This window comes from Homoserinimonas sp. (assembly GCF_056262345.1).
Map to the genome: position 1 here is coordinate 1 of NZ_JBACFR010000046.1, position 13,140 is coordinate 13,140.

16 protein-coding genes are annotated in these 13,140 nt (G+C 64.2%); 1 reads left to right on the plus strand and 15 read right to left on the minus strand.

Annotated features, from left to right (window positions below; translation table 11 throughout):
• From AC062T_RS02135 to AC062T_RS02150, 4 genes are all read right to left on the minus strand, one after another.
• On the minus strand, positions 1-1,826 hold a 1,826-nt coding region (locus AC062T_RS02135), incomplete at its 3' end, for a bifunctional copper resistance protein CopD/cytochrome c oxidase assembly protein (RefSeq protein WP_476026968.1).
• Positions 1,827-1,862: 36 nt separating this feature from the next.
• Positions 1,863-2,456, minus strand: coding sequence for a DUF3618 domain-containing protein (locus AC062T_RS02140; protein WP_476026970.1), 594 nt, complete (start codon positions 2,454-2,456; stop codon positions 1,863-1,865).
• Complete coding sequence (locus tag AC062T_RS02145) at positions 2,453-2,896, minus strand: phage holin family protein (protein WP_476026972.1); 444 nt, start codon at positions 2,894-2,896, stop codon at positions 2,453-2,455. The genes AC062T_RS02140 and AC062T_RS02145 overlap by 4 nt, the downstream gene beginning before the upstream one ends.
• Positions 2,893-3,675: a hypothetical protein gene (locus tag AC062T_RS02150; protein WP_476026974.1), complete on the minus strand. Its 783-nt coding sequence runs from the start codon at positions 3,673-3,675 to the stop codon at positions 2,893-2,895. Before AC062T_RS02150 ends, AC062T_RS02145 begins: the two co-directional genes overlap by 4 nt.
• A gap of 186 nt (positions 3,676-3,861) precedes the next feature.
• On the opposite strand from AC062T_RS02150, the gene AC062T_RS02155 reads away from it, so the two are divergent.
• Complete coding sequence (locus AC062T_RS02155; RefSeq protein ID WP_476026976.1) at positions 3,862-4,974, plus strand: YihY/virulence factor BrkB family protein; 1,113 nt, start codon at positions 3,862-3,864, stop codon at positions 4,972-4,974.
• A gap of 51 nt (positions 4,975-5,025) precedes the next feature.
• On the opposite strand, the gene AC062T_RS02160 is transcribed toward AC062T_RS02155, so the two are convergent.
• The 11 genes from AC062T_RS02160 to AC062T_RS02210 all read right to left on the minus strand — a co-directional run bounded on the left by AC062T_RS02160 (position 5,026) and on the right by AC062T_RS02210 (position 13,105).
• Complete coding sequence (locus AC062T_RS02160; RefSeq protein WP_108518561.1) at positions 5,026-5,313, minus strand: HU family DNA-binding protein; 288 nt, start codon at positions 5,311-5,313, stop codon at positions 5,026-5,028.
• Positions 5,314-5,437: 124 nt separating this feature from the next.
• Positions 5,438-5,743: a 30S ribosomal protein S14 gene (gene rpsN / locus AC062T_RS02165; protein ID WP_108518563.1), complete on the minus strand. Its 306-nt coding sequence runs from the start codon at positions 5,741-5,743 to the stop codon at positions 5,438-5,440.
• 2 nt (positions 5,744-5,745) lie between these two features.
• Positions 5,746-5,913 (minus strand): 50S ribosomal protein L33, encoded by a 168-nt coding sequence (rpmG, locus tag AC062T_RS02170; protein ID WP_108518565.1) that lies wholly within the window; start codon positions 5,911-5,913, stop codon positions 5,746-5,748.
• Positions 5,913-6,149 (minus strand): 50S ribosomal protein L28, encoded by a 237-nt coding sequence (rpmB, locus tag AC062T_RS02175; protein WP_108518567.1) that lies wholly within the window; start codon positions 6,147-6,149, stop codon positions 5,913-5,915. Before rpmB ends, rpmG begins: the two co-directional genes overlap by 1 nt.
• A 173-nt stretch (positions 6,150-6,322) precedes the next feature.
• Complete coding sequence (locus AC062T_RS02180) at positions 6,323-6,712, minus strand: Fur family transcriptional regulator (protein ID WP_108518568.1); 390 nt, start codon at positions 6,710-6,712, stop codon at positions 6,323-6,325.
• On the minus strand, positions 6,709-7,608 hold the full coding sequence (locus tag AC062T_RS02185; protein WP_476026979.1) for a metal ABC transporter permease: 900 nt from the start codon (positions 7,606-7,608) through the stop codon (positions 6,709-6,711). Before AC062T_RS02185 ends, AC062T_RS02180 begins: the two co-directional genes overlap by 4 nt.
• Positions 7,608-8,489, minus strand: coding sequence for a metal ABC transporter ATP-binding protein (locus AC062T_RS02190; protein ID WP_476026981.1), 882 nt, complete (start codon positions 8,487-8,489; stop codon positions 7,608-7,610). Before AC062T_RS02190 ends, AC062T_RS02185 begins: the two co-directional genes overlap by 1 nt.
• The gene (locus AC062T_RS02195; RefSeq protein WP_476026983.1) at positions 8,452-9,465 is read right to left on the minus strand and encodes a metal ABC transporter solute-binding protein, Zn/Mn family; all 1,014 of its coding nucleotides are present in this window, start codon (positions 9,463-9,465) and stop codon (positions 8,452-8,454) included. Before AC062T_RS02195 ends, AC062T_RS02190 begins: the two co-directional genes overlap by 38 nt.
• 113 nt (positions 9,466-9,578) lie before the next feature.
• Positions 9,579-10,958 (minus strand): dihydrolipoamide acetyltransferase family protein, encoded by a 1,380-nt coding sequence (locus AC062T_RS02200; RefSeq protein WP_476026984.1) that lies wholly within the window; start codon positions 10,956-10,958, stop codon positions 9,579-9,581.
• Between the two features lie 48 nt (positions 10,959-11,006).
• Entirely contained in the window at positions 11,007-11,993 is a 987-nt protein-coding gene (locus AC062T_RS02205) for an alpha-ketoacid dehydrogenase subunit beta (protein WP_476026986.1), read from the minus strand.
• The gene (locus tag AC062T_RS02210) at positions 11,990-13,105 is read right to left on the minus strand and encodes a thiamine pyrophosphate-dependent dehydrogenase E1 component subunit alpha (protein WP_476026988.1); all 1,116 of its coding nucleotides are present in this window, start codon (positions 13,103-13,105) and stop codon (positions 11,990-11,992) included. Before AC062T_RS02210 ends, AC062T_RS02205 begins: the two co-directional genes overlap by 4 nt.
• Positions 13,106-13,140: the final 35 nt, after the last annotated feature.

The following is a 13,140-nucleotide window of genomic DNA, read 5'->3' on the forward strand; positions in this document are numbered from 1 at the left end:
GCCACCGTGATGGCCAAGATGATCGTGGGGATCTCCCCGACGCTCCAGGCGATTCCGCCGCCGGTCTGTTGATCGACCAGGGCATCCGTTCCCCAGCCCATAGCGCCATACCAGTCGGCGAGAAGCAGGCCGGTGCCCATCATGATGCCGAGCCCGAAGAAGGCGTGAAAGGCCATCGTTGCCAGCAGCAGCAGCAACCGCATCGGGTACGGCGCCCTGTGCGGCATGGGGTCGACCCCAATGAGCACCATGACGAAGAGGTATCCCGTGAGCAAGAAGTGCACGATCATCCACTGGTGACCGAGGTGCTCGGTCGTGGCCCAGCGGAACAGGGGGGAGTAGTAGAAGAGCCAGAGCGAGCCGGCGAAGAGTACGGCGGCCACGATCGGATTGGTCAAGAAGGCGGCATACCGCGACTGCACCGCCCACAGCAGCCACTCGCGCACGCCGCGACTGCCATCGGTGCGCTTGCGGATGGCACGCATCGCCAGGGTGATCGGGGCACCGGGCACCAGCAGCACCGGAATCATCATCGTGAGCACCATGTGGCCGAGCATGTGCACGCTGAACAGGTACTTCTCGTACACGTTCGGAGCGCCGTTGGTCACGTAGAAGAGCAGCGCGAGCCCCGCGAGCCAGCTGACCGTGCGCAGCACTGGCCACTTGTCTCCTCTGCGGCGCAGACGCCACACGCCGGCAAGGTAGAAGAAGGCGAGCATCACGCACACCATGGTCCACAGCACGTCGAACTTCCACTCCGTGAGAAAGCTCATCGCCGTGAGAGGGCTCGGCAACGGCTCGCCCGTGAGCATCGTTGCGGGCGTGAAGACCACGATCTCCTCTGCGACCGGTGTGGCCGTGCGCGCCAGCGCAGCGGCGACCCCAGAGGCGATCCCCATAAAGCCCAGTTCCGCCACGACAAGCCACCAGAACAGGCCCCTGGATGCTCCGGAGGCAAGCCGCGCGATGATCCAGCGTCGATGCACCATGCCGATAAGGCCGAGCGCCAACAGCGCGAGCACCTTCACGATCACCAGCACGCCGTAGGGGGTGAAGAGGGCGTCAAACTCCCCGACGCGAAGCGCGGCGCTGACGTAACCCGAGATTGCCACGAGCACAAAGCACAGCAACGCGATTGTCGAATAGCGCGACAACACCGTGACAAGGCGCTTGTCGTCGAGGCGGCGCTGCAGGATGGTCATCGTGACCAGACCGCCAAGCCACACGGCTGCGAACACGAGGTGAAGCCCGAGCGCGTTGACGGCGGCGGCGTGCCCTGCCGTCCCCGCGGCATGACCCTGTGTGGCCATCGGCACGAGTCCGGCAACCGCCAACACCGTGACGAAGGCCACGGCGGTGGGATGCCGCACGGCGAAGCACAGGGCGGTGACGGCCGCGGCGATGAGCACCGTGATCAGCCAGGCCATGCCCAGCTCAGTGCCCGTAATGAACTGGCTCAGCACCCGCCCGAACGCGGGGTCGGTTGAGATCGGCTGCTGATAGACGTTGAGAAAGGTCAGAAAGCCCGTCGCGGCCGAGGCAACGGCCCACACTGCAGCACCCGCCGACGCGATGTCGATCGTGGTGTTCCACGCTGGCTCATCGCGCGTGAGCGCGAAACTGGCGAGCACCAGCGCCCCGATGGCAACTGATGCCCCCAGGTTGACAAGGAGCTTCGCCGCGGGCAGTCCGTAACGGACTGCCTCGCCCGGGTCACTGATCGGCGGAGCATCCGCCCCACCGCCGAAGGCAAGGGCCATAAACATGGCCGCAAAGGCAACGGCGATGAGGACGGCTGGGCCGACGACGCGTACAAGCCTGATCACCTATCAAGCCTAGGTGAGCGCGCAAGGGAAAATGCCCTAGGGCTGGGTTCCCTGCTCCTTCACGTGCTGGGCTGCAGACGTGCCGTGCTCCTTGACCTCCGACGCAGCGCCGGTCGCCTCGTCCTTGACGTGACCCATTGCCTCGCTCGCGGTCTCTTTGAGGGCATCCGCAGCCTGCTTCGCCGGCTCCTTCATATCCTCGGCGACCGCTTTCGCGGCATCTTTGGCCTCGCCAACGAGCGGCTCCGCCTTCTCCTTGATCATGCCTCCCAGCTGGGATTCCTTGTCGCTCGCGGGGATAAGTGAGGAGGCGAGCCAGCCGACTCCGAAAGCGATCAGACCAACAGCGAGAGGGTTTCCCTCCGCCACCTTCTGGGCCTTCTGCGGCAACTGCGAAGCGCCCTCTCCCAGGTCATGCATCGAACCGCTCGCGCTGTGACGAGCATCCTGGGCGACTCCGAAAACCCGGTCGCGTACTCCGCCGACTGCCGCCCTCACCTTGTCGGTCTGGCGGCCGACGATCTTTGACGGCGTCACCTTGTCGGCGAGCGCATCAACGTCGCTGCCCAGCTCGCTCCTCGTCCGCTCGATATCGTCCCGGATGGCATCAGGGTCGTTGGTGGTGGTCATGAGTTTTCCCCGTTCGGTTTCAGTGTTTCTGGAATGTTCTTCATGGTCTGCACCGTCTGCGGCATCCCGCGCATCGACTTGAGCTCCTTGCGGCCCACAGCGGCGAGAATGGCGGCAATGATGCCCCAGACCGCGGCAACGATCAGCGCGGACCATCCGTTGCCAATCAGCTCTCCCAGGGCCCACCACACAGCGATGGAAAGAAACACGAGCGCGAGGTTGCCCGCTATGCCTGCACCGCCGAGCATGCCGGCACCCTTGCCTCCGCGCTTGGCGCTTTCACGGAACTCCGCTTTAGCAAGCTCAAGCTCCTGTCGCATGAGGGTGGAGAAGTCACGGGTGACCTCGCTGATGAGGTCTCCGAGCGATTGTTTGGGTGGCTCAGCAGCCGTCGAACGCGGCCCTGCTTCTTCCTTCCACCCGGGATCTGTGTTGGTCATGGTGTCGTCTCCGTACCTCTCGGTGCGCCCGCCGAGGCACCGGGCACGGTTCCCGGCACGGCAGCGCCATAGTCGCCCGATGATGCCTGGCCCGGTTCACCCTGGCCCGATGATGCCCGACCCGACGCGTCCTGCGCCGACGATGACTGCCCAGAGGCTCCCTGCCCAGAGGCTTGCTGGTCAGCTTCGCCGAAGGAGTTCGCGCCGGGTCGAGTGGTAGTGGTGGGGGACGCATTCTGCGCGCTGCCTTGGTCTGAGCCGGAATCCGACGACATAACCGCCTTGGTGAGGCGGCCAGCGGCCACGCCCGCGATCGCCGCCACGGCGATGAAGACGCCGGGCTTGCGGCGCGCGTACTCCTTGACCTCGTCAATCAGGTCACCCGGCTCGCGGGCTTCTAGCCAGTCCGCGACCCGCGCGGCTCTGCTGCCCGCCTGGCCCACGAGCTGGCCCGCGACGCCGGAGTCCTCGCGGTCGCTGGCCATTGCCGAGAACTCGTCGCTGATCGACCTGAGGCCCGAGGCCACTCTGGCCTGCTGCTCCGATGCCTGGTTGACCGCCTGGGATCGTGCCTCGCCCAGCAAACTCTTCGCTTGGCTTCCGACCTCCTTGGCTACATTGGCCGCCTCGTCCTTGGCGGTCCCTGCGACCCTGCCGCTCGCCTCTCCCACGTGGGCTGCGACGCCAGCGGCCTCGGTCTTTGCCGCACTAGCGGCTCCTGAGCCCTGTTGCTCCTGTCCAACCTGTCCTGTAGTAGCCGATCCAATATCTGTACTCACGATGTCCGTCCTTCGCTCACAGTGCGATGCTCTCGTTCTGGCTTCGGTGGCGCTTCGGTCGCGATCAATGCTTCCCGCCTCCCACTGGCGTATTCAAACCCTTGAAATTTCAGTTTGAGTGGCGCACCATGCCGAGACACGCCGGTCTACTTCCGACGCTGAGTGAAGCAACCTAGGAGGCATCCGATGGCCAGAACACATGAATCGGCGGCGCCGAAAGAATCGCGCACGGCGTCCCGGAATAAAAAACACGCCCCTCCGCCCGACGATTCACGCAAGCCCGACGGCCCGACAGATGTTGCTCGACCCGCATGGGGATATGTCTTCAAGCGGACCCTGCGGGAGTTCTCGCAGGATCACTGCACGCACTTGGCCGCTGGCCTCACCTATTACGCCCTGCTGGCGATGTTCCCCGCTCTGCTCGCACTCGTGTCGACGCTCGGGCTGTTTGGGCAGGGGGAGCAGACGGTGGATGCTCTGCTAGCGTCGCTCGCCACGGTGGCGGACCAGTCCGTGGTCGACACCCTCAGGGGTCCGCTGACCCAACTTGTAGACGCGCCAGCGGCCGGCTTCGCCTTCGTCGTCGGCCTCGGTGGCGCGCTCTGGTCTGCCTCCGGCTATGTCACCGCCTTCTCTGTGGCGATGAACGGTGTCTACGAGGTCGAGGAGGGTCGGCCGATCTGGAAACTGCGGCCGATAATGCTCATCATCACCGTTGTCCTGCTCGTCATCGCCATCATCATGGTCGTGCTGCTGTTGCTCTCCGGACCCGTTGCCGACGCGATCGGGGAGGCCCTAGGGCTGAGTGCCGCCGTCGTCACCGTATGGAACATCGTCAAGTGGCCCGTCGTCGTTGCCTTTGCGGTGCTGCTTGTCGCCGTGCTGTATCACTCGACTCCCAACGTGAAGCAGCCCAAGTTCCGGTGGATCAGCCCCGGTGCCCTCGTCGGCCTCATCGTGCTGGCGCTCGCCTCGCTCGGCTTTTTCTTCTACGTCTCAAACTTCGCCAACTACAACGCCACCTACGGCAGCATCGGCGGGGTCATCGTGCTGCTCCTCTGGCTCTGGATCGTGAATCTGGCGCTGCTGTTCGGGGCCGAGTTCGACGCCGAGCTCGAACGAGGGCGCGAACTGCAGGGCGGCATCGAGGCCGAGGAGGCCATCCAATTGCCGCCGAGGGACACCCGGCAGATTGAGAAGAATGAGGAGAAGGATCAGGCACTGATCGAGCAGGGTCGCGAGCTGCGAGAGCGCACGGCACGCGATGGCTCAGCCGAGGGCTCACACGAGCCCCGTTAAGCACCAAAGGCGCCCCCCTTTCGGTGGACGCCTTTGACTGAGAAGCAGATGCTACTTGGCTGCAGCCTTGAGCTTGCTGCCAGCGCTGACCTTAACGCCGTAGCCGGCAGCGATCTGAATCGCCTCACCGGTGGAGGGGTTGCGGCCCGCACGGGCGGCACGGTGGGTGCGCTCGAAGGAAAGCCATCCGGGGATGGTGATCTTCGTGCCCTTGCCGACCTCTTCGGCAACAGTGGAGAAGAGGGCGTCGAGCGTCGAGTTGACGGCGGCCTGGCTCTGGCCGGAGGCAGCTGCGACAGCAGCGACGAGCTCGGTGCGGTTGAGTGACTTGTCAGCCATTTAGAGTCCTCCTCAGGACGTTGTGCTCTGCAGTACAAACATGGCTGCTCATGAGAACAGTCGTTGTATCTCGATTAGTTGGCATGGAACGTCAGACCGGATGGCCTTGTTTTCCTGCCCGAACTTACCAGCTTGACTTGGTAATTCCGGGCAATTCGCCCCGGTGTGCCATGTCGCGGAAGCGAACACGGGAGATTCCGAACTCGCTCAGGAAGCCGCGGGGGCGTCCGTCGATCGCGTCACGGCCACGAACGCGCACCGGCGAAGCGTTGCGGGGCAGCTTCTGGAGGCCCAGGCGGGCCTCTTCGCGCTGCTCGTCGGTCGAGTTGGGGTCAACGAGTGCCTTCTTGAGCGCAGCGCGCTTCTCGGCGTAGCGCGCGACGATAACCTTGCGCTGCTCGTTCTTGGCAATCATGCTCTTCTTCGCCATGGTTAGCGCTCCTCGCGGAATTCGACGTGCTGGCGGATGACGGGGTCATACTTCTTCAGCACAAGACGGTCGGGGTTGTTGCGGCGGTTCTTGCGGGTCACATACGTGTACCCAGTGCCAGCGGTGGAGCGGAGCTTGATGATCGGACGAACGTCCTGCTGCTTAGCCATTAGATCTTCTCCCCACGTGCGAGCAGGTCCTTAACGACCGACTCGATGCCCCGAGCGTCAATCACCTTGATGCCCTTGGCGCTGAGCGTCAAGGTCACCTTGCGGCGAAGCGAGGGAACGTAATACGTCTTCTTCTGCACGTTCGGGTCGAAGCGGCGCTTCGTGCGGCGGTGCGAGTGTGAAATGTTGTGCCCAAAGCCGGGAATGGCTCCGGTCACCTGGCAGGTTGCTGCCATGGGTGTCCTCTTTCTCAATACCGTAAGGCGGTCTGCCTTACCCAAGATCTCTTGTCGGCACACGTGACCCCTCTGCATTTCTGGAGAAGGGATTGTGTACAAGCGAGCGGAGATACCGCCACGCAACGTTCAACACTACGTGATCGCCGCGATCACGGCAACTTCGGGCCACGTTAGCCCGCGGCGCTGCACTCCGCACACAGGCCGAACACGTCGACGACGTGCTCCGGGCGGGTGAAGCCGTGCTCTGCGGCCACGGTCTGCGCCCATCGCTCCACGGCATCCGCCTGGATTTCTACCGTCATGCCGCAACTGCGGCAGATGAGGTGATGGTGGTGCTTGCCCAGAGTGCACGCGCGGTAGAGACTCTCGCCATCCCGCTGCAGAACGTCGGCAGAGCCATCGGCCACGAGGCTCGCGAGGGAGCGATAGACCGTCGCCAGCCCCAACGCCGTGCCCGATTCGAGCAGAGCGCCGTGCAGGTTCTGGGCACTCACGAAACCGTCGTTGTTGGCCAGAGCGACTCGCACGGCCTCCCTCTGCCAGGTATTTCGCTTGGTCATGACACCGCCGTAACAGGGGCCGTTGGCGCCGAAGGCTTGCGTGCCGCCCGCGCGCCCAATCCGCGGCTATCGCGGTACCAGCCGATGATGCGACAGGCGACATAGATGGCGAACGAGATCGTGGTGACAAAGGGGCTAATCGGCAGCGCTCCCCCGAGCGACAGCATGATGCCGCCCACCACCGAAACCACCGCAAAAATCACGCTCAGAACGGGCGTGAGCAGGGGAGAGGACGTCACCCGCATCGCAGCGGCGGCGGGCGTCACCAGCAGGGCCAGCACAAGGAGGGCTCCGACGATCTGGATGCTGATGGCCGTCGCAAGACCCAGCAGCACCATGAAGACGATCGAGATCGCCGTGACGGGCACCGCGCGGGCGCGCGCAACATCCGGGTCGACGCTGGCGAAGGTGAGCGGCCGCCACATGATGACCAATCCCGCGATCACGATCGCGGCGATGACCACGAGCAACCCGAGCTGCGGGTTGTCGACCGAGACGATCTGGCCCGTGAGAAGGCCGAACTTGTTGGCGGTGCGGCCCGGGTAGAGGGCAAGAAACAGTATGCCGAGGCCGAGACCGAAGGGCATCAGCACGCCGACGATGGAGTTGCGCTCTCGTGCTCGGTTGCCGAGCAGGCCGATGATGAGCGCTGCGGCAAGTGATCCGCCGATGGATCCCGCCACGACGTTGACGCCAAACAGCAGCGCCGCAGCGGCGCCGGCGAAGGAGAGCTCGCTTATGCCGTGCACGGCGAAGGCGAGGTCGCGGCTCATCACGAACGGCCCAATAAGGCCGCCGACGACGCCGAGCACAGCACCGGCGATCAGGGAGTTGCGCACTAGATAGAGCAGCTCTCCGTAGTCAGAGAAGTTGAACAGCGTCGACCAGAAGTCCATCAGCGATGCCTCCCCTCGTCGACGTGGTGTTCGAGGTGATTGTGCACGCCGTACCCCTCCGGCGCTCCGAGCACGGCGACCCGACCTCGCGTGCGGATTACCTCAATCGGGGTGCCATACATATACGAGAGCACCTCCGAGCGCAGAACCTCATCGGGCGTACCGATGCGGAACCGGCCGCCAGCGAGGTAGAGCACCCTGTCAACCTTGTCGAGAATCGGGTTCACGTCGTGGGTCACAAACACCACGGCGGCATCCAGCGCCCGTCGACGGTCGTCGATAAGGTCGCTCACCACCCGCTGATGATTGAGGTCGAGCGAGCTCAGCGGTTCATCACACAGCAAGAGGGCCGGATTTGATGCGATGGCCTGACCAACGCGAATGCGCTGCTGCTCCCCGCCCGAGAGCGTGGCGACAGGCACATTGGCGAAGGCCGTGGCCCCCACGCTCGCGATGACCTCGTCGACATGCTGGCGCACTGCCTTGGGGGTAAACGGCAACCCCCATCGGTGCCCCGTAACCCCGAGCGTGACGAGGTCCTTTGCGCGGAGGGGCGTGCCCTGCTCGATGAGCTTCTGCTGCGGGATGTACCCGATTGACCGACTGCCATGCCGCACGGGCTCTCCGAGCAGTTCAACAGTGCCGGAGGTAAGCCGCTGCTGCCCCAGGATGGCGCGCAGCAGGCTCGTCTTTCCCGTGCCATTGGGGCCAAGAACGGCGATGAATTCGCCGGCCTTGACTTGCAGGTTCAGGTTCTTCCACAGCACCCTGTCGCCGTAGGCGAGAGTCGCGGAGCGCAGGCGCAGCACCGTGCGCTTGTCGACGGTCGGGGAATGCGTGGACTCAGCCAAGTGCCGCCTCGATGTTCTCGAGGTTCTCATCCATCCACGAAACGTAGTTCAGGCCATCCGGGATGGTTTCGGCGATGGCAACGACGGCAACGCCGGAGTCGCGGGCCAGCGATACCAGCTGCTCGGTTTCTACCCCCGACGTCTGCTCGTTGTAGGCCAACAGAGCGACCTCGCCCGACTCGATGAGCGACCTCATCTGCAGCAGCACGGCCGGCGCAACATCCGTGCCGTTTTCGACGGCGGTGCTGAACTCTGCGGGGGTCTCGTTGACAAGCCCAATCTCGTTGAACAACAGGAGAGGCGCGGCCTCGGTGACGGCAACGGCAGCTCCCGCGTGGGCAGCTCCGATCTCGTGGGCACGCTCGAGCAAGCCGCCGATTTCCGCGGAAAATTCGGCATAGTTCGCGGCGTATTCGTCCGCACCGTCGGGGTCAATCTCCTCTAGGGTGTGTGCGATCTCCGCCGCGAGAGCGTCCATTGCCTCGAAGCTGTACCAGACGTGCTCGTTGACGCCGTCGGAGTGATCGTGGCCCTCATGGTCGTCGTGAGCTTCCTCGGATTCGGCAGAGTGATCATGATCGTCGGTGTCGCCGTGGCCATCGGCATCGGCATCGCCGTGGCCGTGCTCATCGAATAGGCCAGAGATCTCGGTGGCCGTGAGCACGGGAGCGCTCGAGTCGAGCCCGGCAAGAAGCGTGTCGATGAACGGATCAAAACCCCCGCCGTTTTCGATGATGAGGTCGGCGCGAGAGAGCGCGAGCTGGTCGCGGGCGGTGGCCTCGTAGCTATGGGGGTCTTGCGCCGTGCCCGTGATGATGCTCGTGACGGTCGCGCGGTCTCCCGCGATGCTCGCGGCGATGTCGCCATACACATTGGTGGACGCCACGATCGTGAGCGCATCAGCAGCGTCGGTCTGCGCGGGAGCACAGCCCGCGAGGGCGAGGCCCGCCGCCGCGGTGAGGGTGATGGCGACGAGAGTGGTTCGGGTGTTGGTGGTGCCCTTCACAGAGGGGTTACCTTGTCTATCTCAGGTTTTTCGGCGCGATTCGGCCGAGTACCCAGGCTAAACGTTATTGATAACCGTTGTCAAAATGGTTCTCAATAGGGAGCGCGGCCCATTCAGTCGAGCAGAAGCGCAGGCTCCTCGATGACGCTCGCAACGTCCGCCAAGAAGCGGCTTGCAACATCCCCATCCACAACGCGATGATCAAAGCTCGCGCCGAGCGTCGTCACAAAGCGCGGGCGAACCTCGCCATCCACGACCCAGGGCTTCTGTTTGATCGTGCCCAGGGCGACAATACCCACCTCACCCGGGTTCAAAATTGGGGTTCCCGTGTCCATGCCAAAGACGCCAATGTTCGTCACAGTGATCGTGCCGTTCGCCATGTCGGCGGGCTGCAGCTTGCCATCGCGAGCCACATTGGTCATATTCTCGATCGCCTGAGCGAGCTCACGCAGCGACAGCTCCTGCGCATCCTTGATGTTGGGCACAACAAGTCCGCGCGGGGTAGCAGCGGCAAAGCCGAAGTTCACGTAGTGGTGCACGATGATCTGCTCGTCGGTCCACGTGGAGTTCACGGTGGGGTTGCGGCGAACCGCCCAGATCATGGCCTTAGCCATGATGAGCATGGGCGAAACCTTCACCCCCGCGAAGTCGGGCGACGCCTTGAGGCGCTTGACGAACTCCATCGTGCGAGTTGCATCAACATCCACGAAGAGGCCAACGTGCGGAGCCGTAAAAGCGCTCTTGGCCATGCTCGACGCGATCGCCTTGCGCACACCCTTGACGGGAATGTACTCCTCGCGCTCCTCGCCCCACGCTGGGGTCTGAATGTTGCGGAACACGCTCGCCTGCGATGCTTCGCGCACAACGTCCTCGCGCGTAATCTCCCCCGCAAGTCCCGTGGGGTTCACCAGAGTCAGGTCGACACCGAGATCCTTGGCGAGCTTGCGAATCGGCGGCTTGGCCACGACGGGGCCAGCGGATGCCGCCGGCACCATAGGAGGTCGGCTTGCCGTCTGTGCCGCAGCGGCAGGTGGCGCATCGTTCGCCACCGGGCCGGCGCCTTCGCGCTGACGGCGGCGTGATGGCACGGATCCCTTGATGCCGTAGCCCACGAGAACGGCTCCGGGCTGCTCCTCGGCGGCGCCGCTCTCGTGCGCGATCGAATCCGCGGTGTCGGCGATGATCTGCGCACCCGGACCGTTGCCGGGGGCGGCCGAGCCGAGCGAAGCTGGCGTCGCGTCATCCGGAGCGCCGTCGGTCGTCACAGAGATGATGGCGGTGCCAACGTCGACCGTCTGGCCCTCTTCAACCAAGACCGCGGCGACGGTGCCGGCAAAGGGGGAGGGCAGCTCCACGATGGATTTGGCGGTCTCTATCTCAACCAGCACCTGGTTGATTTCGACGGTGTCGCCCGCCTTGACCTTCCAGGCCACGATTTCGGCCTCGGTGAGGCCCTCTCCCACGTCGGGGAGGAGAAATTCTGAGCTGCTCACGATGATCCTTGTCTCGGTGCCAGGGTTGAGCTGTCGGTGGGCCAGCGGCTAGTACGCCAACGCCCTGTCGACCGCCTCCAGAACCCGGTCGGCGTCGGGCAGGTAGATGGTCTCCAGTTTTGCAGGAGGGAACGGGGTGTCGAAAGCGGTAACCCTGAGCACAGGGGATTCGAGCGAATAGAACGCCTTCTCGGCGATCGTCGCGGCAATCTCCGACGACACGCTCACCGAGCCGGGCGCCTCGGAGGCAACAACGAGCCGGCCCGTGCGCCGAACCGATTCGAGAATCGGGTCGTAGTCGATGGGGGAGAGCGAGCGGAGGTCGATGACTTCGATGCTGATGCCCTCAGCCGCAGCGAGCTCGGCGGCCTGCATGAGCACATTCACCATGGCGCCGTGGCCGACGACCGTGACATCGGTGCCCGTGCGCACGATGCGACTTGCGTGCAGCGGCACGACGTTCGCGGCCATGTCCACCGGCCCCTTGTGCCAGTACCGACTCTTGGGCTCGAAAAACATCACGGGGTCATCGGATGCGATGGCCTCCTGGATCATCCAGTAGGCATCATGCGGCGTGCTTGGGCTCACCAGGCGAAGACCGGGGGTGTGCGCGAAATACGCCTCGGGGCTTTCCTGATGGTGTTCGACGGCGCCGATGTGCCCGCCGTAGGGAACGCGGATCACGACGGGCATGTTGATCGTGCCCTCGTGGCGGTTTGTCAGCTTGGCCAGCTGGGTCGTGATCTGGTCGAAGCCGGGAAAGATGAATCCGTCGAACTGGATCTCGCATACGGGGCGATAGCCGCGCATCGCCAGGCCGATCGCGGTTCCGACGATGCCGGATTCCGCGAGCGGGGTGTCCATGACTCGCCGGGGGCCAAAGTCGCGCTGCAGGTGCTCGGTGATGCGAAAGACTCCGCCGAGCGGCCCGATGTCCTCGCCCATGAGCAGAACCTTGGGGTCGTCTTCCATTGCCTTGCGCAGGCCAGCATTCAGCGCCCTCGCGAAGGGCATCTCCTGGATGGGGTCGCTCATGCGTCACCGCCAAAGGAGTTCTCGTAGTCGATGAGCCACTGCTTCTGCGCATCGATCACGGGGTGTGGTTCGGAATAGACGTGGTCAAACATGGTGCCAATCCCGGGGTTCTGCAGGGCAAGGGTGCGATTGCGAAAATCGGCCGCGACATCCGCAGCCTCTTCTGCCGCACTGGCAAAGAACGCGTCCGTCTCGCCGCGGCCCCGCAGGTACGTCTCGAACCGAGCGATCGGGTCCCGGGCGATCCACGATTCCGTCTCAGCGTCTTCGCGGTATTTGGTGGGGTCGTCGGATGTGGTGTGGGCGCCCATCCGATAGGTCATGGCCTCGATGAACTGCGGGCCGTTGCCCGCGCGCGCCTCGTCGAGAGCATGCGCCGCGACGGCGTAGCTCGCGAGCACATCGTTGCCATCGATTTGCACACTGGGCAGCCCGAATCCGGCGGCACGCTCAACCAGCGGGGTGCGCGACTGCACCGAAACCGGGGCAGAGATCGCCCACCCGTTGTTCTGCAAGAAGAAGACCTGGGGTGCCTGATAGCTCGCGGCGAACACGAATGCCTCGCTCACATCGCCCTGCGAGGTCGCCCCATCACCGAAGTAGACGATCGCAGCCTGATCTGTGTCCCTGTCGCCCGTGCCCATCGCGCCGTCGAGGGCGATACCCATTGCGTAACCGGTCGAATGCAGCGTGTGCGATCCGATGACGAGCGTGTAGAGATGAAAGTTTCCGGTCTCGGCAGGGTTCCAGCCGCCGTGCGTGTTGCCGCGCAGCATCGTCACGATGTTGACGGGGTCTAGGCCGCGAACATAGCCGACGGCATGCTCGCGATAGGAGGGAAAGATGTGGTCCTGCGGCCGGGCAGCGTGGGCTGAACCCACCTGGGCGGCCTCCTGGCCTCGGCACGGTGGCCAGAGCGCCATCTTGCCCTGGCGTTGCAGGTTCTCTGCCTCGATATCGAACGTGCGTGCAATGACCATGTCCCGGTGAAACCGGCGCAACTGATCGTCATCGAGGGCATCGATGTAGGTGAGATATTCCTCGGCGACGCCGTCTCGAGAAAGCACACCCTCTGGTGAGAGCAACTGCACCATTGTGGGGGCTTGAGCCACGTGCTGACCTCGCTGTTCTTGCGAATCGGGGGAGG

Excerpts from the sequence above, each read along its gene's own strand:
- AC062T_RS02140 (WP_476026970.1), bottom strand. The coding sequence starts at position 2,456 with ATGACCACCACCAACGACCCTGATGCCATCCGGGACGATATCGAGCGG.
- AC062T_RS02145 (WP_476026972.1), bottom strand. The coding sequence starts at position 2,896 with ATGACCAACACAGATCCCGGGTGGAAGGAAGAAGCAGGGCCGCGTTCG.
- AC062T_RS02155 (WP_476026976.1), top strand. The coding sequence starts at position 3,862 with ATGGCCAGAACACATGAATCGGCGGCGCCGAAAGAATCGCGCACGGCG.
- AC062T_RS02160 (WP_108518561.1), bottom strand. The coding sequence starts at position 5,313 with ATGGCTGACAAGTCACTCAACCGCACCGAGCTCGTCGCTGCTGTCGCA.
- rpsN (WP_108518563.1), bottom strand. The coding sequence starts at position 5,743 with ATGGCGAAGAAGAGCATGATTGCCAAGAACGAGCAGCGCAAGGTTATC.
- rpmG (WP_108518565.1), bottom strand. The coding sequence starts at position 5,913 with ATGGCTAAGCAGCAGGACGTTCGTCCGATCATCAAGCTCCGCTCCACC.
- rpmB (WP_108518567.1), bottom strand. The coding sequence starts at position 6,149 with ATGGCAGCAACCTGCCAGGTGACCGGAGCCATTCCCGGCTTTGGGCAC.
- AC062T_RS02180 (WP_108518568.1), bottom strand. The coding sequence starts at position 6,712 with ATGACCAAGCGAAATACCTGGCAGAGGGAGGCCGTGCGAGTCGCTCTG.
- AC062T_RS02185 (WP_476026979.1), bottom strand. The coding sequence starts at position 7,608 with ATGGACTTCTGGTCGACGCTGTTCAACTTCTCTGACTACGGAGAGCTG.
- AC062T_RS02190 (WP_476026981.1), bottom strand. The coding sequence starts at position 8,489 with ATGAGAACCTCGAGAACATCGAGGCGGCACTTGGCTGAGTCCACGCAT.
- AC062T_RS02205 (WP_476026986.1), bottom strand. The coding sequence starts at position 11,993 with ATGAGCGACCCCATCCAGGAGATGCCCTTCGCGAGGGCGCTGAATGCT.